General features: G+C 64.9%; 18 protein-coding genes, 1 tRNA gene and 2 pseudogenes. 13 read left to right on the top strand and 8 right to left on the bottom strand.

Annotated elements, in window-relative coordinates; translation table 11 throughout:
* Positions 1-520 precede the first annotated feature (520 nt).
* Genes MKW15_RS12535 through MKW15_RS12515 form a run of 5 tightly spaced genes read left to right on the top strand, consistent with a single transcriptional unit; the run spans position 521 to position 6128 of the window.
* On the top strand, positions 521-1039 hold the full coding sequence (locus MKW15_RS12535; protein WP_240857951.1) for a flavin reductase family protein: 519 nt from the start codon (positions 521-523) through the stop codon (positions 1037-1039).
* Between the two features lie 40 nt (positions 1040-1079).
* Positions 1080-2294 carry an acyl-CoA dehydrogenase family protein gene (locus MKW15_RS12530; protein ID WP_240857949.1) on the top strand — a complete coding sequence of 405 codons (1215 nt, stop codon included), beginning with the start codon at positions 1080-1082 and terminating at the stop codon, positions 2292-2294.
* 35 nt (positions 2295-2329) lie between these two features.
* The gene (locus tag MKW15_RS12525) at positions 2330-3199 is read left to right on the top strand and encodes a fumarylacetoacetate hydrolase family protein (RefSeq protein WP_240857943.1); all 870 of its coding nucleotides are present in this window, start codon (positions 2330-2332) and stop codon (positions 3197-3199) included.
* A 9-nt stretch (positions 3200-3208) separates the two neighbouring features.
* Positions 3209-4132, top strand: a complete 924-nt coding sequence (locus MKW15_RS12520) for a VOC family protein (RefSeq protein WP_240857941.1) — start codon at positions 3209-3211, stop codon at positions 4130-4132.
* Between the two features lie 10 nt (positions 4133-4142).
* Entirely contained in the window at positions 4143-6128 is a 1986-nt protein-coding gene (locus MKW15_RS12515; RefSeq protein ID WP_240857940.1) for an acetoacetate--CoA ligase, read from the top strand.
* Here MKW15_RS12515 and MKW15_RS12510 read toward each other — a convergent pair.
* Positions 6105-6620, bottom strand: coding sequence for a nuclear transport factor 2 family protein (locus MKW15_RS12510; RefSeq protein WP_240857939.1), 516 nt, complete (start codon positions 6618-6620; stop codon positions 6105-6107). The genes MKW15_RS12515 and MKW15_RS12510 overlap by 24 nt on opposite strands.
* Positions 6621-6960: 340 nt before the next feature.
* Entirely contained in the window at positions 6961-8679 is a 1719-nt protein-coding gene (locus MKW15_RS12505; RefSeq protein ID WP_240857938.1) for an HNH endonuclease signature motif containing protein, read from the bottom strand.
* A 533-nt stretch (positions 8680-9212) separates the two neighbouring features.
* Between MKW15_RS12505 and MKW15_RS24570 the strand changes: the two are divergent.
* The 3 genes and pseudogenes from MKW15_RS24570 to MKW15_RS12495 form a co-directional block, all read left to right on the top strand.
* Positions 9213-9437: pseudogene (locus tag MKW15_RS24570) on the top strand (2-dehydropantoate 2-reductase N-terminal domain-containing protein); the annotation flags it as partial.
* Between the two features lie 61 nt (positions 9438-9498).
* Positions 9499-10236 carry a ketopantoate reductase family protein gene (locus MKW15_RS12500; protein WP_308221045.1) on the top strand — a complete coding sequence of 246 codons (738 nt, stop codon included), beginning with the start codon at positions 9499-9501 and terminating at the stop codon, positions 10234-10236.
* Between the two features lie 101 nt (positions 10237-10337).
* A complete protein-coding gene (locus MKW15_RS12495) occupies positions 10338-10799 on the top strand; it encodes a hypothetical protein (RefSeq protein ID WP_240857937.1) in 462 nt (153 codons plus the stop codon).
* On the opposite strand, the gene MKW15_RS12490 is transcribed toward MKW15_RS12495, so the two are convergent.
* Together MKW15_RS12490 and MKW15_RS12485 are read right to left on the bottom strand one after the other, a co-directional pair.
* Positions 10789-11421 (bottom strand): maleylpyruvate isomerase family mycothiol-dependent enzyme, encoded by a 633-nt coding sequence (locus MKW15_RS12490; protein WP_240857936.1) that lies wholly within the window; start codon positions 11419-11421, stop codon positions 10789-10791. The two genes, MKW15_RS12495 and MKW15_RS12490, sit on opposite strands and share 11 nt — an antisense overlap.
* 4 nt (positions 11422-11425) lie before the next feature.
* Positions 11426-11809, bottom strand: coding sequence for a VOC family protein (locus MKW15_RS12485; RefSeq protein WP_240857935.1), 384 nt, complete (start codon positions 11807-11809; stop codon positions 11426-11428).
* Positions 11810-11904: 95 nt separating this feature from the next.
* Here MKW15_RS12485 and MKW15_RS12480 point away from each other — a divergent pair, with 95 nt between their 5' ends.
* The 5 genes from MKW15_RS12480 to MKW15_RS12460 all read left to right on the top strand — a co-directional run bounded on the left by MKW15_RS12480 (position 11905) and on the right by MKW15_RS12460 (position 16665).
* Positions 11905-12744: a DNA-3-methyladenine glycosylase family protein gene (locus MKW15_RS12480; protein WP_240857934.1), complete on the top strand. Its 840-nt coding sequence runs from the start codon at positions 11905-11907 to the stop codon at positions 12742-12744.
* A 69-nt stretch (positions 12745-12813) separates the two neighbouring features.
* Positions 12814-13599: a hypothetical protein gene (locus MKW15_RS12475; protein ID WP_240857933.1), complete on the top strand. Its 786-nt coding sequence runs from the start codon at positions 12814-12816 to the stop codon at positions 13597-13599.
* A 112-nt stretch (positions 13600-13711) separates the two neighbouring features.
* Positions 13712-14890, top strand: coding sequence for a TY-Chap domain-containing protein (locus MKW15_RS12470; RefSeq protein WP_240857932.1), 1179 nt, complete (start codon positions 13712-13714; stop codon positions 14888-14890).
* Between the two features lie 55 nt (positions 14891-14945).
* Positions 14946-15422 carry a glutathione peroxidase gene (locus tag MKW15_RS12465; protein WP_308221044.1) on the top strand — a complete coding sequence of 159 codons (477 nt, stop codon included), beginning with the start codon at positions 14946-14948 and terminating at the stop codon, positions 15420-15422.
* A gap of 106 nt (positions 15423-15528) precedes the next feature.
* Positions 15529-16665 carry an acid phosphatase gene (locus MKW15_RS12460; RefSeq protein WP_240857931.1) on the top strand — a complete coding sequence of 379 codons (1137 nt, stop codon included), beginning with the start codon at positions 15529-15531 and terminating at the stop codon, positions 16663-16665.
* A 318-nt stretch (positions 16666-16983) separates the two neighbouring features.
* Here MKW15_RS12460 and MKW15_RS12455 read toward each other — a convergent pair.
* From MKW15_RS12455 to MKW15_RS12440, 4 genes and pseudogenes are all read right to left on the bottom strand, one after another.
* Positions 16984-18593: pseudogene (locus MKW15_RS12455) on the bottom strand (FMN-binding glutamate synthase family protein).
* A 155-nt stretch (positions 18594-18748) separates the two neighbouring features.
* Positions 18749-18839 (bottom strand) — tRNA-Ser (locus MKW15_RS12450).
* 65 nt (positions 18840-18904) lie between these two features.
* On the bottom strand, positions 18905-19114 hold the full coding sequence (locus MKW15_RS12445; protein WP_240857930.1) for a CsbD family protein: 210 nt from the start codon (positions 19112-19114) through the stop codon (positions 18905-18907).
* Between the two features lie 171 nt (positions 19115-19285).
* Complete coding sequence (locus tag MKW15_RS12440; protein ID WP_240857929.1) at positions 19286-19495, bottom strand: hypothetical protein; 210 nt, start codon at positions 19493-19495, stop codon at positions 19286-19288.
* Positions 19496-19559: the final 64 nt, after the last annotated feature.

Raw genomic sequence — 19559 nt, 5'->3', positions numbered from 1 at the left:
GTTGTAGGGGAGGACACCAAGGCCCGGGGAAGAAGTTTCTTCCCCCACTTTTTGTGCCGGATTGGGTCCACGATCGCCGCCGTGGCGGCAGGTGGGGCGCTGGCTCGAAGGCCTGCTGAACTGCGGATATGCGAGCGGTTCCGGATGGCGTCGGCTGCCGGAAACTAGTTCCTCCCCTACGCATGGGCGGCCATGTCACCGTTCGCCGAGGCGGCGCTACGGCGTGTTGTGATCTCAGATACCGCACGTCTGGTCAGAAACCCGATGTGCACCAAGGTTTCTGGCTACAAGTGCGGCTTCTACCGCGCAACCACACTTCCCACTTCCTCGAGCGGGAGTGTCCTCCCGCCATTGGTCGTAGTACGTCGACAAGAGCCCCAGGTCACGGCGGCTCGAAGAAATAACCATGATCAATATGCCGATTCCTCTTGACAAGTGATGCCGGTCACCCTCAGTCTGTGATCCAAGCAATTAATCATGTTTATTTGCTCTTACCTTATGTCGACGTGGAGGTGCGGCAATGCACGACCAACAGTTCCGAAACCTGATGGCAGGGGTGTGTGCACCGGTCACAGTGGTCACGACCGCCGACGACGACGGCCCGCACGGCGCAACCGTCAGCTCTCTGGCGTCGCTGTCGCTACGACCCGCTCTCCTCTCCATCGCGCTCGATCGCCGATCGAGTCTGCTGTCACGCATCATCGCCACCGAACGATTCGGCGTGAACGTGCTCAACTCCACACAGGACGACATCGCGATGACCTTCGCGTCACGTGACCTGGATCGATTCGGCACGACGCCGTGGTCGCCGTCGAACGGGCTACCCCGGATCGACGCTGTCGCCGGATGGGCCGCCTGCGAGCTCTGGCAGACCATCGAGGCCGGCGACCACCTGCTGCTCATCGGCTCGGTGACCCACGCCGCGTCCGAGCAGCGTCCCCCACTTGTCTACGGCCACCGAACCTTTGGTACCCATTCCCGGTTTGCCACCCGCCCGCGGACCGCGATTGTCGACCAAATCGTCGCCTGCGCAAGCTGACCAACCCAGTCCCAGTCCCCACCCTCAGAAGGAGAACCCCATGACCATCACCACCACCAGTCCGGCAACGGTGGATCACACCGTCCCAGCCGACGCCGAACTCGTTGCCCGCGCGCGGGAACTCCGTCCGCTCCTGGCGGCGAATGCCGCTCAGGGAGAAAAGGATCGGCGAGTCGTCGAAGAGAGCATCCAGGCTCTCACCGACGCCGGACTGTTCCGCATCTCCGTACCCAAACGCTACGGCGGCTACGAGACCTCCATGCGCACGATGCTCGACATCTCGGCGGCAGTCGCTGAAGCCGACGGTGGCACCGCGTGGGTCGTCACGCTCACCAACGTGTGCAACTGGCTTGTCGGACTCATGTCACAGCAGGCGCAGGACGAGGTCTTCGGCGCCGACCCCGACGCCAAGGTGTCCGGTGTGCTCGCTCCCACCGCCGAAACCCGAAAGGTCGACGGCGGATATCGGGTGACCGGCAAGTGGTATTACAACTCCGGCTCACACCATTGCACGTGGGCGGTCATGGGCATTCCCATCACCGATGCCGACGGCAACGTCGTCGACCAGGGCTGCGCGCTGATCCCCCGCTCCGACATGGGCTTCGAGGACACGTGGTTCGTCGCGGGCATGCGATCGTCGGGAAGTAACTGCCTCATCGCCGATGACGTCTTCGTGCCGGACCATCGCGTGATCAGCGTCCCGCCGGCGATCGGCGGTCACTACGCCACACCCCACAAGGACGAGGTTCTGTATCGGTCTGCGCTGATCCCAGTCCTTGCTCTCGTACTCGTCGGGCCGCAACTCGGAATGGGCCGTGCGGCACTCGATTTCGTGATCGCCAAGGCGCCCAAGAAACCGATCTCCTATACCTTCTTCACCTCGCAACAGGAGTCCACTGCGTTCCAGTTGCAGATTGCCGAGGCCGCGCGGCTCATCGACACCGCCCAGCTGCACGCATACCGGGCTGCCGCCGACATCGACGAGGCTGCCGCACGAGGCGAGTATCCGGACTATCTTATCCGGGCGCGCGTCCGGTCGGACACCGGATATGTGGCCGACTGCGTGACCCGCGCCATCGACATCCTGCTGTCGGCGCACGGCGCGGGTTCGTTCGCCGAAGTGAGTCCTCTGCAACGAATCTGGCGCGACTCGGCGGTCGCGGCCCGGCACGCGATCGTCTCACCAGCGGTCAGCTACGAGCTGTACGGCAAAGCCTTGCTCGGCGTCGAAGACCCGATCACCCCGATGGTCTGACGGCCACACATTCAGAAGACCAAGGAGCACAACACATGCGAATCGCCAATCACAACCAACGCGCAACGCTGATCCTCGGTGAGTCCGGGGCCGAGGTCGGCGTCGACATCTTCGACGCGTCGGGAGGCCGCTTCGGTCCGGACCTCGATCTCGTCTACGGGGGCTGGAATGAATTCATCAGCTGGGCAGTCGCTTTCGACACATCTGCCGCGGACGGATCACCGGTCGATCGAGCACTTCTGGGCGCTCCGTCACCACGGCCACGTCAAGTGTTCGCCGTCGGATTGAACTACGACGATCACGCCGCCGAATCGGGATTCGAGTCGCCGACACATCTGCCGCCCGTGTTCACCAAGTACATCTCCAGTTTCTCCGGACCCGATACCACGGTCACCATTCCCGAAGGCGGTGCCGTCGACTGGGAAGTCGAGCTTGTCGTGGTCATCGGACGCGAGGCCACCGGGATCGACGCCGACGACGCGTGGAGGTACGTCGCCGGGCTCACCGCCGGACAGGACATCTCCGAGCGGATCACCCAGACACGCGGACCCGCACCACAGTTCGGGCTGGGGAAGTCCTATCCCGGATTCTCCCCGCAGGGTCCGTGGCTCGTCACCCCCGATCAGTTCGCCGATCCGGACGACCTCGAACTCGGTTGCGCCGTCGACGGGGAGGAGATGCAAAAAGGACGCACTCGCGATCTCATCTTCCCCGTTCCTCGGTTGATCGCCGAATTGTCCCGCAACGTCACCCTCCACCCGGGCGACGTGATCTTCACCGGAACTCCGGCCGGCGTCGGCGCGGGTCGAGAACCCAAGCGGTTCCTCGCACCCGGCGAACGACTCGACAGCTGGATCACCGGAATCGGTGAACTGCATCAGACCTTCATCTCTGCTCCCCAGTAAGGACCTGCCATGACCCTGCATCGCCTCGCGTCGGTCACCATGGGCGTACCCAACGTCGCCCAGACTGCCGCCTACTACACAGAATTCGGGCTCACCCCACAGGCCGACGGATGGTTCTCGACCACCGACGGCGGACGTCAACTCCGCATCATCGAGACGCCAACCCGGCGGCTGGTCGCCCTCACCGTCGGCGCCGACCACCCCGACGATCTCGGACGCATCGCGCACAACCTGACACAACTCGACATCCCCTTCGCGCGGACGACGAACAGCATCTCGGCGATCGAAGCCGCCACCGATCTGCATGTCACCGTCGAGGTTCAAGCGCGCATCACCCAAGCCCGCGTGGCGGCGACCCCGTACAACGGGCCTGGTCGCCTCGAGCGCGAGACCTGCCGCGCCCCGGGGGTGCTGCGGACGTCCGCGGTCCGACCCCGCAAGCTCGGACACGCGGTGATCGGAAGCACCGATCATGCAGTCACGCAACGCTTCTTCACCCACGGCCTGGGTTTCAAGGTCAGTGACGAAGTACCGGGCCTGGCGGCCTTCCTGCGGTGCTCCACCGATCACCACAACGTTCTCGTGCAGCAGGCTCCGGTCAACTTCCTCCATCACACGTCGTGGCAGGTCGATGATGTCGACGAGGTCGGACGCGGCGCCATGAGCATGCTGGAAGCCGATCCCGGACGCCATGTGTGGGGTCTCGGTCGGCACTACGCCGGCTCCAACTTCTTCTGGTACCTCAAGGACCCGGCGGGAAACTTCAGCGAGTACTACTCCGACATGGATTCGATCGTCGACGACCAGCTATGGACCCCAGAAGTGGTCGAAGGTGCCAAGGGACTGTTCAGCTGGGGTCCCCCACCTCCGCCGTCGTTCCTGGCCCCGGAGGATCTGGCCGCCCTGATGACCGGCGCGCACAGCGCCGCCTGAGGGACAGCCGATGACTGTCGACATCACACCGGCCGAAGCGATCTGGACGCCCGACGTTGCGGCGTCGGCGGTGAGCCAACTCGCCCGGTTCACCAGCCGTGTCGAGAAGCGTACCGGTGAGCGCTATCCGACTTACCGGGAGCTGTGGCGGTGGTCGGTCGACCATCCCGCCGATTTCTGGACAGCGGTGGTGGATCATTTCGACGTTCTGATCGACGATGCGCCGGCAAACGTGTTGCCGGACCGCACGATGCCGGGCGCGCGGTGGTTTCCTGGTGCGCGGATCAACTACGCGGAGCATGCCCTCCGACTCCGGGGTGACGACACGGCAGTCATCGCGCTCGGCGAAACGGGAGACACCGCTGAGGTGTCCTGGAATGTGTTGCGCGGCATGGTCGGCGCTGTGCAGCGCTGGCTGGTCGAGCACGGTGTGCGACGCGGCGACCGAGTCGTCGGCTACCTCCCGAACACTCTCCACGCGGTGGTCGGCATGCTGGCCACAACGGGACTCGGCGCGATCTGGTCGGCGTGTGGGCAGGACTATGGCGCCGCGGGCGCGCTTGCCCGGTTGGGGCAGTTGGAACCGAAGGTGCTCATCGCCGCCGACGGCTATCGGTGGAATGGCAAGGTACACAGCCGATGTGGAATGGTCGAGACGATTCGGTCGTCGATGCCCGAACTCGTTGCGACACTAAGCGTTTCCGCTATCGGTGATTCGCGGTTCGGCGTCGGCGTCACCGGCTGGGACGACGTGGTCGCACACCCCGCCGAACCAGAGTTCGTCAGCGTAGAGTTCAACGATCCTCTGTGGGCGCTGTTTTCGTCGGGTACCACCGGAGCACCCAAGGGCATCGTCCACTCGCACGGCGGCGTGGTCGTCGACCACCTCCGACTTCTGGGCTTGCACAACGACCTCGGTCGCGGAGACCGGTTCTTCTGGTACACGACGACGAACTGGATGATGTGGAACATGGTGACGTCCGGGCTGTTGACCGGTGCGGCCATCGTTCTCTATGACGGGAGTCCAGTATTCCCAGGGCCACAACGGCTATGGGAGATCGCGTCGGACCACCGAGTCACGGTGCTCGGCGTCAGCCCCGGCTATCTGGCGGCCTCCGAGAAGGCCGGGCTGAGTCCGGCGTGCGACCTCGACCTGTCCCGGTTGCGTACGATCGGCAGCACCGGTGCACCGCTTCCCGCTCAGAGTTACCAGTGGGTGCGGGATCATGTGGGCACGCACATACAGCTGGCATCGACAAGCGGCGGCACCGACGTCGTGAGCGGCTTCGCCGGTTGTGCACCCAACACCCCGGTCTGGGCCGGCGAGATCTCGGCACCACTCTTGGGAGTGGACCTGCAAGCATGGAATAGCCAGGGGCACAGTGTAATTGGCGAGGTTGGCGAGCTGGTGATCGCAACACCGATGCCGTCGATGCCGGTGTCCTTCTGGAACGATCCGACGGGCCAACGCTATCGCGACGCCTACTTCGACACCTTCCCCGGAGTATGGCGGCACGGCGACTGGATCACCGTCACCGAGCGTGGTTCGGTGATCATTTCCGGGCGCTCTGATGCGACTCTGAACCGACAAGGCGTCCGGCTCGGTAGTGCGGACATCTACGACGTCGTCGATGCGCTGCCCGAGATCCGTGAATCATTGGTGGTGGGCGTTGAGCTCGACGACGACCGTTACTGGTTGCCGTTGTTCGTCGTGCTAGCCGACCACGTCACCCTCGACGACGATCTGCGTGCTCGGATCGCTGGGGCCATCGGTATCGGCGCGTCACCACGTCATGTCCCGGACGACATCATCGCTGTCCCGGCCATTCCGCACACCCGGACGGGCAAGAAGCTGGAGGTGCCGGTGAAACGGCTGATCCAGGGCAAGCCGCTGCAGCAGGTCATCGGTGTCGACACTGTCGACGATCCCGAGGCTCTCGCCAACTTCTCGCGTTTCGTGGATGGCGGCCGATCAGGTGCTCAGCGGCGGCGCTGAGAAGTGTCCCGGGATGATCTGCGCGTCGCCCAACGAACGCTTGATCGCCCAGTGTTCGGTGAACCGGCAGACCGACATCTTCCACACGCCATCCTCGACGACGTATTCGTCGTCGTAGTCTCCGGTCATGATGGTCTCGGTGGCCTCGACGGTGTTGACCTGCCGGAAGCGCAGACTCCAGGTTCCGTGGGCGCTGGTGTCGTCGAGGATGGTGATGTCGGGATGCATGCCGTGGTGCATGTCGTACACGATGAACTTGCCGTCGATCCGCGCGAGCGCCACCTTCTCGAAGATCCGGGCCATTGGCTCGGCGTCGTCAAAGCTGCCGAGGCGACCGTAGTCGATCCGTGCTCCCGACCTGATGAAGCAGGATCGAAACCCTTTGGGATCCTTGGTGTCACATGCGCGCCAATAGCGGTACTTCAGCTGCGTGATCGCCTCGACGTGCTCCAATCGCTGTAGCCGGCGGGCCAGGTCATCGGTTGAGGGCATCGTCGCCTCCAGGTTGCTCGGAATGTGCATCCACCATATGCACCACCGAGCCGATCCCCCGCTGGTCGATCTCGACACGGTGCCTCGGTTTCGAGACGGGTCGCGCTCGCAGGCTCGCTCTTCGCTCTTCAACCCGGCGGCTCCGCTCGGTACCGGCTCGATCCGGCGGAGCCGACACCGAGCCGCTAGGCCGCCGGGTTGAGGAGCGACGAGGGAGCGTAGCGCCCTTCGATAAGCTCGCTACTCAGGACCCGTCCGACGCGTCTCGAAACCAGGCGTCGTGTCGAGACCACCTGGTGAGCCGACCATGTCAGCACCCACCAGCCACCACCCACCCCCCTCACCGCGGGTAGGTCCGATGTTGTTGCCCGGTCATCGGATTCGTCCACAGGATGCTGCGATCGGTGAAACTACCCCGTCGCTTCGCTCGCCCCGGACACATGACCGGTATCCACAACCCGAAATGCTTGCGATGGTGATCGGGGGTGCACAACGGTGCGAGGTTGAAGTGCACGGTCCAGCCACCGGCCTCGGGGTCGGCATGGTTGAACTTCACCGGATGATCGATCTCGCATTCCGACGCAGGTTTGGCGCAGAACGGATACCGACACGTCCGATCCGTGGCCAACACTGTCGCCCGTTCACTGGCTGACGGCCGGTAGGTGGTGGCCCCGCGGGGTGGTGTGGTGTGTCCGCCGTGCCCACTCGGGTCGATGGGTGGGGCGGGTCGGCGTTCCCCGATGATCAACCCCGACCACGCCGGTCGGATGCCGGTCTCGGGCAGCTCGATCTGCTTACCGACGCCCTGCTCGGCGATCTGAGCGGCGTGCGCGGGGTCGATGGCCCCGTACCCATCCAGATACGGGACCTCGACACCGGTGGGGTCGGTAATCACCGTCACCGACGGCACCGGGTCCCGTAGCGCCCCACCTGAGGGCTCGTCGTCCGTCTCGCCGGCCTCCTCCGCCGCGTCGGGTTGCTCTGCAGCGTCGGGTTGCTCTGCAGCGTCGGGTTGCTCTGCAGTGTCGGGTTGCTCTGCGGTGGCGTCGTCCTCTACCGGGTCGCGGTCGTCGGTGTGCGACTCGCACTCCGGTTCCGGTGTGTTCGCCGGTGCTGCTTCGGGTTCCGCGTCGTCCGATTCTGGTTCCGGGGCGGGTCCTTCGGGTTCCGGGGCGGGTCCTTCGGGTTCCGGGGCGGGTCCTTCGGGTTCTACGTCGGCCGGGTCGGTGGGTGCGTCGGGTGGTGCGGGTTGCACGGTGGGGCAGTCCTGGCGCCCGCATTCACAGGTCAGTCGGGCGCCGGGCAGGCCGTGGAGTTCGGCCAACGCCGCCACCCGCCGACGACCCAGGGTGCGCGGATCATGGCGGCACACCCGCGCCCCGATCAACTGCGCGAGACGTGCGCGCAGGAATTCGCCGTGCTCAGCGGGCACCGTCGCATCAATCGACGAGTGCCCGTGCGCATCATCCCGCACGATCACGTTCTGGTGGCGGTCGGCGAAATCCTCCCGCGCATCCGCAGCGGCATCGGGGTCGAGAGTGATGATCAACTCCGCCAACTGCGACCGCAACGTCTTGTCCAGGGTCGGGCGCGCCGCCAACTCCAGGGCGAGTGGCTCCACCTCCACCCGCAGCGACTCGCCCAAGATCTCGAGGGCTCGGGTGATCACCAATGCCCGCGATGTCGCCAGATCACCGTCGAGGTAGGCCAACCGCACCCGGTCCATACCGGCCAGCGCGATACCGAGTTCGATCCAGCGGTGTGCGGTCGAGCGGGACACCCCGACCCGTAGGGATACTTCGCCGACGGCAGCTTTCTCGGCTGATACCGGGTCGGCGCGGTGGGGGTCGGGGTCGGCCAGCATGTCGTCGTAGACGCCGGCACCGATCTTGTGGGCCAGCAGCACGGTGCGGGCTTCGGCGCGACGGGTGTGGCGTAGTTCGCGCATCGCGTGGTGTTCCAACCCGAGTGTGGAGGCAGCGCGAATCGCCGCGTCATCGGCCTCGGGATCGGTGAAGGTGAACACGCGCAGTGCCTTTCGGGCGACAAGGGTCAACAAACCGTCGTCATCAGCACTGTCATCAAAGAAGTTGCGCAGTCATTTCGTGAACTAGGAACAGACTATCGGGAGGGTCTGACAAGAATCGTCGCGCTCGAGTTGGCGCTGGTCACCGACACTCTCGGGTCACCGGGGTGGTCTCGACACGGCGCCTCGCCCAGGGACTCGGAGTCGGCTCGACCAGCGTAAGCGGATCGGTGAAGGTGAACACGCGCAGTGCCTTTCGGGCGACAAGGGTAAAGGAGCCGTCGTCATCAGCACTGTCATCACAAGGGGTGGAGACTGTCATCTCGGTGAACTACGAACACACTATCGGGAGGGTCTGACAAGAATCGTTGTGCTGGTGTTGTGCCTGGTTGCGGACACATTCGTCGCCCCGGGTTTCGATATGCGCCGGGCTCGCAAGCTCGCGCGACGCTACTCAACCAGCAGAGGAGAGGTCCACCAGCAGAGGGGGGGCTCGGAGTCGACCAGCGCGGGTCGCTCGACCAGCGAGTGGGTGCCTCGGAGCCGGCCATCGCTAGCCTGGACTCATGCATGTTGTCATCTACGGGGCCGGCGCAATCGGCGGTGTGATCGGTGCGCATCTGTTCTCGTCGGGCACCCCGACCACCCTCATCGCTCGCGGTCGGCATCTGGAAGCCATCCGCACGAACGGTCTTGTGCTCGATACCGCGCAGGGTCGCGAGGCGTTACAGATCGACACCGCGGCAACCGCTTCCGAGATCGACTGGACGGACGAGTCCGTCGTGTTCTTGTGCGTGAAGTCCCAGCAGACCGCGGCCGCTCTCGAAGATCTGCGTTTCCACGCACCCCCCCATGACGCCCATCGTGTCCGCTCAGAACGGTGTGGCCAACGAGCCCGCCATCTTGCGCCTGTTCCCCAACGTCTATTCGTTGTGCGTGGTACTGCCCGCACTGCACCTCGATCCCGGAGTGGTGATCCAGCTATCCGACGGAACTCCCGGACTACTCGACATCGGAAGGTACCCAACTGGATTCGATGACACAGCCGAGACCATCGCCGCCCGCTTGCGCGCGGCGTCGTTTCCGTCCAAGGTCCGCGGCAACATCACCGCGTGGAAGTACCGAAAACTCATCACCAATCTGGTCAACGGTGTCGACGCCACCTACCGGAACGACGGCCCCGCGCACCACGAGCTCGTTCGCCGCGCCCGCTCCGAAGGGGAGGCCGTCCTCGATGCCGCCGACATCGAGGTGATCACCGAGGAGTCCGACATCGCACGGCGGGCCGACTTCATCAAGCGCCGCGACACCGGCGACAACAGCTACGGAAGCTCGACGTGGCAGAGCGTCGAGCGGGGCGCCGGCAGCGTCGAGGTCGACTATCTCGCCGGCGAGATCGTGTTGCTCGGGCGCCTGAACGGCGTGCCGACACCGGTCAACGAACTGGTGCAGGCCGAAACCGTCCGACTGGTGCGCGACGGGTTGCCGGCAGCAAGTCTCGACGCCCAGGAGGCTCTCGCGCGAGTCGGTGTAACACCACCGACGCAGAGTGACCCGCGTCTCACAATCGCTGACGGTCAACGATTTTGACGACTTCTTAAGGCTCGATCCCCTTGGCGTGGGACCCGCGCAGGCGTAGACCGTCAAAGGTGACGTTGTTTGATGTCCTGCCCTCCCTGAAAGGGGTAACCGTGGCCCGTTCCTTTGATCCCACCTCGTGGCGTCTACCCATCCACACCCAAGCCGACGACATTCTCGTCGGTGAGCGTTCGTTGCGGGAGGAGTCCCGTCAACGCAAGGTCGCGTTCTACCTCGACGTCGACGGTGAACCGACCTGTCAGAGCTTATGTCCGGCGTCGATGCTGTTCCCGGCGCTCGTCACCCGTGTCACTGCCGCACATCACACCGCGGGCCGGGCGACACTACACATCGACACGGCGCTCCCGCTGACCGCCGTGATCGCCGATCTCGCCATCGTCGGTCATCCCCTTTGCGGAGCAAGCATGTCCGACGTGACCATTGTGGACACCGCCGGACATCGGCGTACCGTGCACGCCGAACTCCCGGCGAATGTCGCCGCCACCAGTACCGTCGTGCTGGCTCTCGGCTGGGTCGAGGCGCACTTGCCGACACAGCCAGCTGTCAGCGTTTGAGGATCGAAACACCCTCTCCACCAATTTCTTCCGCTCCTACACGACGCCCCGTCAGCACCAGCATGAGCGACTCCGCAGCCCCCTCGATGACCGGACCTCGCCCGGCCGTCCAATCGATATCGGTTGCCCGCCAACACACCTGGTCACCGACTGTCGAGAAGATCCCGCGCGCTTTGGGACTGGTGAGGAAGTCGAGTACCGCACGCTGACGTTCTGCGTCGACACCGGTCGGCATTCCGAGTGGTCGTCGGATGTCGAGACCGTGCACGACGATGTCGGTCAACGGGGCCGACGGTCCGTATCCGGGTGGCGTGAAGCGCTTATCTGCCTTGTCCCGCAGCAATTTTGGCAGTCGGTCCCGGTACCGTTCGCCGACCTTTGCGGTCATTGCTAGATTGGCGCGGTCAAAGTTGCCGCGCGCCTTGATCATCGCCAGCCCGAAAGCCGGAATCGACACTGTCAGTGGGACCACCAGATGCGCGACGACGTCCCGGCAGGTCCATGCGGCGCACAGAGACGGTGTGTCCCACTGCTCGGTGGTCAAGCCCGCGACATCGTCGGCCAGTTTCCGGCGTTCATCGGCGATCGCGGCGAACGCAGCGTCGTCATCCATCGCGGGCATGCCCTCAGCCGAAGGTGTGATGAACGGCTTCGACGTTGTTTCCGTCCGGATCACGTAGGAAGACAGCGTAATAGCCTGGATGGTACTCAGGCCAGATACGCGGCGCGTGCAGAACTTCGACGTCGGATGCGACGGCGGCCCGATACACCTCGTCGACTGCGGCACGGCTCGGCGCGGTGAGCGCCAGATGCACCGGGCGGTTACCGCTGTCGACCAGCGGGCCGAACCACAGCTTCGGAAAGCCATCGGGCCCGCCGAGCGCCAGGACCGCGCCATCCGGACCGTCGATGCGCATCGCCTCGTGGACGCCGAGCGCACCGAACACGTGCGTGAAGAATCCGAGCGACGCCTCAGGGTCGGCGCATTGCAGGGCCAGATGGTCGATCATTCCCCGACCGTACGTGACCTGGCGCGCCGACACGGCACGAATGTCACCCCCGAGTCCTAACTTGGTGGCAACCCGTCGACAGCATGGACACCAACATGAGCTCTCTCACAACAAGCCGCGAAGTCCTCGGCCCATGGTCGCTGCCTGTGAGCAGGCGGTTCTGGGAAGGTTTCACACCCGCAGCCCTCGCCGCACAACAGGACGACGACGCACTGACCACCACGTTCCGTGTCGACGCGGATTGGTCGGCTGCGCACGCGAGCGTCACCCAGTACGGTGGCGTCGCCGAGATCTCCGTCGGAGGTGATGGCGACCTCGACGCCGCGACCGAACAAGTCGCACGGTTCCTGTCGCTCGACGTCGACGCACGCGGTTGGCCGGAGGTGGGCGTCCGCGATCCGGTGATCGGCCGTGCGCAGCAAGCGCTCCCGGGGTTCCGGCCGTGCGGCTTCCACTCAGCGTACGAGGCGGCGGCATGGGCGGTGTTGTCTCAACGGCTGCGGATCCCCGAGGCGGCCCGGCTGAGAAAGCAGATCACCGACCGTTACGGCGACGACGGCGCCTTTCCCACACCCACCCGACTGGCTGCGCTCGACCTGGACCTGCCCGGGCGCAAGACCGAGTATCTGCATGCCGTTGCCGCCGCGGCGCTCGACGGGCGCCTGGACACCGCCACCCTGCGCGCCATGCCGGCAGACTCAGCGATCGAGTCCGTGCGTACGATCACCGGGATCGGGCCCTTCGCGTCGGGGCTGATCGTCCTGCGGGGCGCCAACGCACCCGATGCGGTTCCCGAGCGGGAGAAGCGGCTCGAAGCGCAGGTCGTGAAGCTGTACGGACCGGGTAGCACCGTCGCAGAGGTCTCGCGGGCGTGGCGACCGTTCCGGACGTGGGCGTCGGTACATCTCCGCGCGCTCGCCGAAAGCGACCACTGACTTCAGCTTCTCTTCAGTTCACAGATCGCACACTTGGCCACACTCCGAACCGACTCTCGGGAGGCTGGCATGACGATGCGCCGGAAGACCACCTTGGTGGTGGCCGCATTCGCGACTCTGGCGGTGCTCGCGCCTCAGCCGGCCGGGGCGGCTCAGACACTCGACGCACCGGTTCCACCACCCGGCGCCATCGCGTCGGCCGTTGTCGGCAACCAACTCAAGTACTGCGCACTCATCTGCCCGCATATCATCGACTTCGTCGTCGACGTTCCGACTGCGATCGTCGGCGCTCCCCGAGTATTCATCGACGCGCAACAGCGCACCGGGTCCCGTGATCGTGCGACCGGTATCGCACTCACCTCGGTGACCTCGCCGGCGCGATCCGCGATGTCCGGGATCATCGGCAATGATCTGAATCTTGTTCTGCCACGGGCACAGAACGCCCTCGAGGTGGCCATCGTCGAGATGCTGCATGTACTCGACGTCGCGAGATCCGGGGCGGGGTCTGTCAGGGTGCAGCGCGCGTTCAACGCCGGCCGCGCCCAGATCGTCGATGCCCTCAATGCGCCGATCGTCGAGAACCCGCCACCCCTGGCACGGCCACGAACGCACCAGCAGGCGGCCGTCGTCGACGCGATCGACGTCGGGTCTGCGGTGTTGTTCCGAGCACCCGAGATCGTGCTGGCGGGCGCCACCGAAGCGGCCGACATCGCCGCGAGTCACCTTGCCAGAACGGGTGATATGAGCGGTGCGCGCATCGTTGGCACCGATCACCTTGCCGCTGTTGTCGCCGACGCGGCTCGTGCGATCGACACCGCCACCCGAACGCACGCGGTGCCGACGATGCGACGCTGACCGCCATCCACATCCGCGTCTGCCTGTGGACAACTCGACTCGGCGGCCCGTATCCGTCATCGCCCACGTTTACTGTCCGGTCAAGGACCACAACCACCGGCAGGGGGCCACCATGAGTGAAGACGGATTCGACACACCTGTCGAGAAGGCATGGCAGCAGTACCGCGGACGACTCGCCGATCGCATCGGGGACCTGCTACCGGGCCAGACGTTCACGATCGGCAACGACGAAAACCTTTGCACAGCAACGTACGACATTCGCGTCACACGAACGGCAGCCAAGCGAATCCGGGTCACGGTCGACGTCATGTCGGTGTTCTCCGAAGACAACCACGTACTCACCCACAACATGACCGCACTGCGGCGCATCGGTTGGCGGCTCCTCAACGACGACTCCTTTCTCGTGGAACGGTACGACGATCGGGTCGACGAGGTGGCGACGCTGGTGGTCACCACCTTGCGCGAGGTCTACCGCGTCATCGACCCGTCGTTCCTCGCCGACCCCGACGGATCGTCGACCCCCGTTCTGGAACCGGTCGTCGAAGTCGGTGTACGCGTGCGGGATTCCGAACACCTCCGCACACTGGTGATCGGCGTGATCGAGAACGCAACCGATGAGCCCATCAACTTCGACGACAATGACAACGACATCCCGATCGCGACCGAACCGGTACCGACGTGGCTGCACATCGATCCGGAGGTTCCTCGCCTCATCCTGTCGGCTCCCCTGACACACCGAATCTCCGACCCGACGCATGCCACCAAGGTCGTCGCCGAACAGCGACACCTGAATCCCTACATCACTCTCGTCCCTCGCGGACGCCACATCTACGCCCAGCTCGTCCTGGAAGCGACGGTCTTCCATCCCGCCAATCTCATTTCGGCACTGGGCAATTGGCGCGAGTTCCTCAGCGAACAGGTCCCGCTCCTGATCGAGCTCCTCGAGTCCGGCAACGACGACGCGGACGACGCCGAAGGAGACCCTGACGAGACTCCTGCGCAGCTACGAGTCCTCATCCAGCTCGATCCCGACGCAACGACACTGAGTCCGATCGAGGTCGCCCGCCTGTGCAACGGCAACGCAGACCTCTTGGTCGATCTGGTCGAGTTCTGCCAATACCAATGTCTCAGTTGGCGTCGGCATGCGACCAGATCACCCGACGCCGAGGAGGCGGCCTTCGCGCAGACCGAACTCGAACGATGGTCGGGCACAACCGAGCAGCTGCGCGGGGCGCTGCGTGTGGTGGCACTACCCGACATCGGGCTCGACGACGCAGCGGCAGCGTCCTGACGCGGAAGTCTCGTGCAGAATGATGGGTCGCCAATCCTCACCGAAAGTTGGTCACGTGAGCACTGCCTACGACTTCACCGCCGACGACATCGACGGCAAACCCGTCCCACTCTCGACCTTCACGGGCCTGCCGCTGCTGGTGGTGAACACCGCGTCGAAGTGCGGTTTCACCCCGCAGTACGAGGGACTCGAGAAGCTGAGCCGCGAGTACTCCGACCAGGGTCTGCGCGTGTTGGGTTTCCCGTGCGATCAGTTCGGGCACCAGGAGCCCGGCGACGCCGACGAGATCAAGAACTTCTGCTCACTCACCTATGACGTGACTTTCCCGATGTTCGCGAAGATCGACGTGAACGGTCCGCACGCCCACCCGCTCTACGAGTGGCTTCGCACGCAGAAGAAGGGACTTCTGGGCGGGCGGATCAAGTGGAACTTCACGAAGTTCCTCGTCGACCGCGATGGCAACGTGGTCGATCGCTTCGCACCGACCACCACACCGGACAAACTCTCCGGTGCGATCGAGAAGGTGCTGTAGAGAACGCGTCCGGCCGGTGAACATCTGACGTCCTGACGGTGCTCACACCCGAAGGTCGTCGTCGGGGCTTGTGCGCGGCGGTGTCGGGACGGAAGGATCACCAACCATGATCGCCACGCGCATCCGGTCCGTCGTCGTCTCCATCCTCGCGGTGATCGCGCTGGCGGTACCCGCCGTCGGCTCAGCGGTCGCAGCTCCGGTCGCGGCGCCGAGCCGATTCAGCACTGCGCAGCTCCTCGGACCGTACCCGTCCGACATTCCTCCGGGCGGCACCTACATCCCCGTCCTGGACGGCTTCTCGTACCTGCGGGCGCACCGACCCGACATCATCGCGCAGAACCTGCGAATCGTGCAGCGCACCAACAACTCCGCGACCGCCGCGCAACAGGCCGACGCCATCGCGATCAACTACGACGACCGGCTCGAGTCGTTGTCGGTGGCGTTGGGAGCCAAGCTCGGTGCCACGTTCCGCAAGCTCATTGCGGGCGGCCAACTGCCCAAGGTCGCGGCGCTCGTGAAGGGTGACACCGCGCGCGTGGGAGTGCCTCTCGGAACGACGCTGTTGGAGAAGGAGTACTTCGACAACCCACGCCCGTTTGTGGTGGCGCCGTCGAGCATCCGCCGCTACGACCGTCCCGGCGGGCACCTGTACGCGGAGTTGCGCAACAACGGCTCCTACCCGTCGGGCCACACGAGCATGGGCTACTGGAAGGGTGCATTGCTGGCCTACTGGCTGCCCGAGCTGGGTCCGCAGATCATCGCTCGCGCCGGTGAGATCGGACGCAGCCGCATGGTGCTCGGAGTTCACTACCCGCTCGATGTGATGGGTGGGCGGATCATGGCCACCGACATCGTCGCCGCCAGGCTGACCGACCCTGGTTTCGCATCACTGATCAGGCAGGCCGGCACCCAACTTCGCGGTGCACTGGAACGCGCCGTCGGTATGCCGTTGTCGAGATTCATCGCGACCGACCGGCCCTACCTGAGCACCAACGCAGCCGTCACCGAACACCGAGGGATGATGACGTTCGGATTCGGACGGATCGCGCCCGGTCAGCGCAACGCCATCCCGGCGTCCGCGGCGGCACTGCTGCGGACGCGGTTCCCCGGGTTGTCAGATGCCCAACGCTTGGCAATCCTGACGCGCACCGCGATCGGCTCGGGCTATCCGCTCGACCAGGCCGGCGCCGACGGCGGCTGGCTCCGCATCGATCTCGCCGCTGCGTTCGCTGCGACGCCTTGATGTTGCGGGAAGCCCAGCCCCGAGACGCGTTTGAGGCAATGACGCGTCGATTTCCGACTCGAAGAGTACTGCCTTAGGCCTCCTGACCTGCGCGAATCACCTGCTGGTTGAGTAGCGACGCGCGAGCCTGCGAGCGCGCGCGTATCGAAACCTCGTGAGTCGAGATTGTCGGTGACCACGACGTGCGGACTTAGAAATCTCACCCGAATTCGTTATGACTCGCCCTGAGGGGCTCGCCTACTCAATCAGCAGACGAATCTTCCCGCTCCACGATCGCCGACGTCAGCGGGTAGGTCGCAGATCCGAGGAGTGCGGGCGTCACGCCCGGATCAGTCCGGTCGGCGTAAACGAATCCGGGTTGGCACGCATCCAGTCGTCGAGCCAGGTCGGCGGCGTCTCCACCAGTAACTGGCGCGGACTCAGCCACTCGTAGATCTCGGCGTACGTCCGCTGTTCGGTCGGCGACACCCGCTTGCGCAGCAGGTGCGGCGACAGCTGGGACAGGTCGCTGACGCCCATCGACGCCATCAGCCGCATCGCCTGGGCGACGGTGGCCTTCTGGTACCGGTAGGCCCGTTCGCTCTTGTCCTCGACGTCCAGAGCGCGCGCCCGCCGCGCGTCCTGAGTGGCGACGCCGACCGGGCAGTGGTTGGTGTGACATCGCTGCGACTGGATACAGCCGACCGCCATCATCATGGCGCGAGCGGCGTTGGTGTAGTCGGCACCTTGGATCAGCCGTTTGACGATGTCGTTCCCGGAGGCCACCTTTCCGCTGGCGCCCAAGCGGATTCGGTCCCGCAGGCCGGTCCCCACCAGGGCGTTGTGCATGGTCATCAGTCCGTCGGTCAGGGGCAATCCGACGTGATCCCCGTACTCCGGCGGCGCTGCGGCCGTGCCGCCCTCGGCACCGTCGACGACAATGAAGTCCGGGGTGATGTCCTCGGCCAGCATCGCTTTGCAGATGGCGAGCACATCCACCCGCGAACCCAGGCACAACTTGAACCCAATCGGCTTGCCGTTGGCGAGTTCTCGAAGTTGTGCAATGAAGAAGATCAGTTCTCGCGGCGTCGAGAATGCCGAATGTGCCGGCGGACTCACGCACTTCTCGCCGACCGGTATCCCGCGATAGCGAGCGATCTCCTCGGTCACCTTGGCCGCGGGCAGCACCCCGCCGATGCCGGGCTTTGCACCCTGGCTCAGTTTCACCAGGATGCCTTTCACCTGTTCGGTGGCCGCCTTGTCGGCAAACTGGCGCGGATCGAAGCGCCCGTCTGCGGCGCGGGTCCCGAAGTAGCCGGATCCGATCTCCCAGATCACATCCGCGCCGCCGAGATGATAGGGGGTGAGTCCACCTTCACCCGTCTCATGCGCAAAGCCACCCTTGCGCGCGCCATTGTTCAAGGCGCGCAACGCATTTCCGGAGAGCGCACCGAAGCTCATGGATGAGACGTTGAGCAGTGCCATGTCGTAGGGCTGTGTGCAGTCGGGCCCGCCGACGCGCACCCGGAACGGCGCGTCGGGTGGGATCAGCGGCGCCGCGGAGTGGACCAGGTATTCGTAGCCGTCGGCGTCGATGTCGCGTTCGGTGCCGAACGCCACGTCCGACGTAGTCCCTTTGGCACGTTCGTAGATCAGCGACCTGACGTCGCGATCATAGGGCCGTCCGTCGAAGTTGCGTTCGATGAAGTATTGCTGAAGCTCCGGTCGGACGGCTTCGAGCAGAAATCGCATCCGCCCGACGATCGGATAATTGCGCAGCAGCGAGTGCCGCCGCTGCGTCAGATCGTGAGACCCAGTGCCGCCAGTGGCACGAGAACGACGGCCGCGAAGATCCACTGCCATGCTCCGAGCACGGTCGCAACCACCGACACGACAGCGAGAACCGCGAGTACTACCACCCCTGCGATCCGGAACACCGAGCTGAGCATTCCGTGCCTCCTACTTCACCGAACCGAACCCACCGACCGGCGGTACAGCGTCCACCACATCATCGCGGATCGGCCCTCGTCGCGAGCGATTGTTGGCCACGACATCGCACCGAAGAACAAAGCACCCTCCCACCAGATAAGTGGGAGGGTGCCTGTGGCGGTGGCGGAGGGATTTGAACCCTCGGTACGGGGTTACCGCACACAGCATTTCGAGTGCTGCACCTTCGGCCGCTCGGACACGCCACCGCGGAAGACTGTACCGCAGCTCGCGTCCAGCCTTAAATTGGCTGGTCAGAGCGGCCTGATTGCCTTCAGTTGCCGGTCAGCTTGTCCTTGACGTCGTCGACCTTGCCCTTGACGGCGTCGGCAGCGTCGGCGATCTTCTGCTTGCCCTGCGCCACACCCTGATCGGCTTTGCCCTCGTTCTTGAGGTCCTCGTCGCCCGTCAGGCTGCCGGTGGCTTCCTTGCCACGGCCCTTCAGTTCCTCGGCCTTGTTCTTCGCATCGTCAGAGATTGCCATCTGATCCTCCTCGAGTGAGGTCCGGCGCAGCCGATTGCCACCCGGAATCGAACATCGGGCCTGCTCACGCGCCGCTGCTGGACGCGAAAGGCCACGAGGGAGTCACTCCCCCGATACCCACCATGCCACAGCACGGCAGAGCTGCCCAGAATCGCAGGTCAGCGCACTGGATCATCGCCCGCTGAACTTGTCGGCGACCTCGCCGGCCTTCTGGCGGGTGACCGTGATCACCTCTTGTACGCGGTCGTTGTCGACAAACGCCTCGACCTTCTCGCGCGCGACGCCGAGGGCATCTTGGATCTTGCCGCTCTCGACGAATTCGTCGATCTTGGCCACTGCGGTGTCGACGACATCTTTGATCTTGTCGGCAGACTCACTCATCTTGTACTCCTCGTCGGGGGTTCTGGACTCAAGATTGCCAGCCGGTGCGCGGTGTCCGCATCGG

This window comes from Gordonia gummivorans, assembly GCF_022513585.1.
Lineage (GTDB): Bacteria > Actinomycetota > Actinomycetes > Mycobacteriales > Mycobacteriaceae > Gordonia.
This window is presented reverse-complemented; position numbering and strand designations above follow the sequence as displayed.

Excerpts from the sequence above, each read along its gene's own strand:
- MKW15_RS12535 (WP_240857951.1), top strand. The coding sequence starts at position 521 with ATGCACGACCAACAGTTCCGAAACCTGATGGCAGGGGTGTGTGCACCG.
- MKW15_RS12500 (WP_308221045.1), top strand. The coding sequence starts at position 9,499 with ATGACGCCCATCGTGTCCGCTCAGAACGGTGTGGCCAACGAGCCCGCC.
- MKW15_RS12510 (WP_240857939.1), bottom strand. The coding sequence starts at position 6,620 with ATGCCCTCAACCGATGACCTGGCCCGCCGGCTACAGCGATTGGAGCAC.
- MKW15_RS12470 (WP_240857932.1), top strand. The coding sequence starts at position 13,712 with ATGAGTGAAGACGGATTCGACACACCTGTCGAGAAGGCATGGCAGCAG.
- MKW15_RS12530 (WP_240857949.1), top strand. The coding sequence starts at position 1,080 with ATGACCATCACCACCACCAGTCCGGCAACGGTGGATCACACCGTCCCA.
- MKW15_RS12480 (WP_240857934.1), top strand. The coding sequence starts at position 11,905 with ATGAGCTCTCTCACAACAAGCCGCGAAGTCCTCGGCCCATGGTCGCTG.
- MKW15_RS12520 (WP_240857941.1), top strand. The coding sequence starts at position 3,209 with ATGACCCTGCATCGCCTCGCGTCGGTCACCATGGGCGTACCCAACGTC.
- MKW15_RS12515 (WP_240857940.1), top strand. The coding sequence starts at position 4,143 with ATGACTGTCGACATCACACCGGCCGAAGCGATCTGGACGCCCGACGTT.
- MKW15_RS12525 (WP_240857943.1), top strand. The coding sequence starts at position 2,330 with ATGCGAATCGCCAATCACAACCAACGCGCAACGCTGATCCTCGGTGAG.
- MKW15_RS12445 (WP_240857930.1), bottom strand. The coding sequence starts at position 19,114 with ATGGCAATCTCTGACGATGCGAAGAACAAGGCCGAGGAACTGAAGGGC.
- MKW15_RS12490 (WP_240857936.1), bottom strand. The coding sequence starts at position 11,421 with ATGCCCGCGATGGATGACGACGCTGCGTTCGCCGCGATCGCCGATGAA.
- MKW15_RS12440 (WP_240857929.1), bottom strand. The coding sequence starts at position 19,495 with ATGAGTGAGTCTGCCGACAAGATCAAAGATGTCGTCGACACCGCAGTG.
- MKW15_RS12485 (WP_240857935.1), bottom strand. The coding sequence starts at position 11,809 with ATGATCGACCATCTGGCCCTGCAATGCGCCGACCCTGAGGCGTCGCTC.
- MKW15_RS12460 (WP_240857931.1), top strand. The coding sequence starts at position 15,529 with ATGATCGCCACGCGCATCCGGTCCGTCGTCGTCTCCATCCTCGCGGTG.
- MKW15_RS12475 (WP_240857933.1), top strand. The coding sequence starts at position 12,814 with ATGACGATGCGCCGGAAGACCACCTTGGTGGTGGCCGCATTCGCGACT.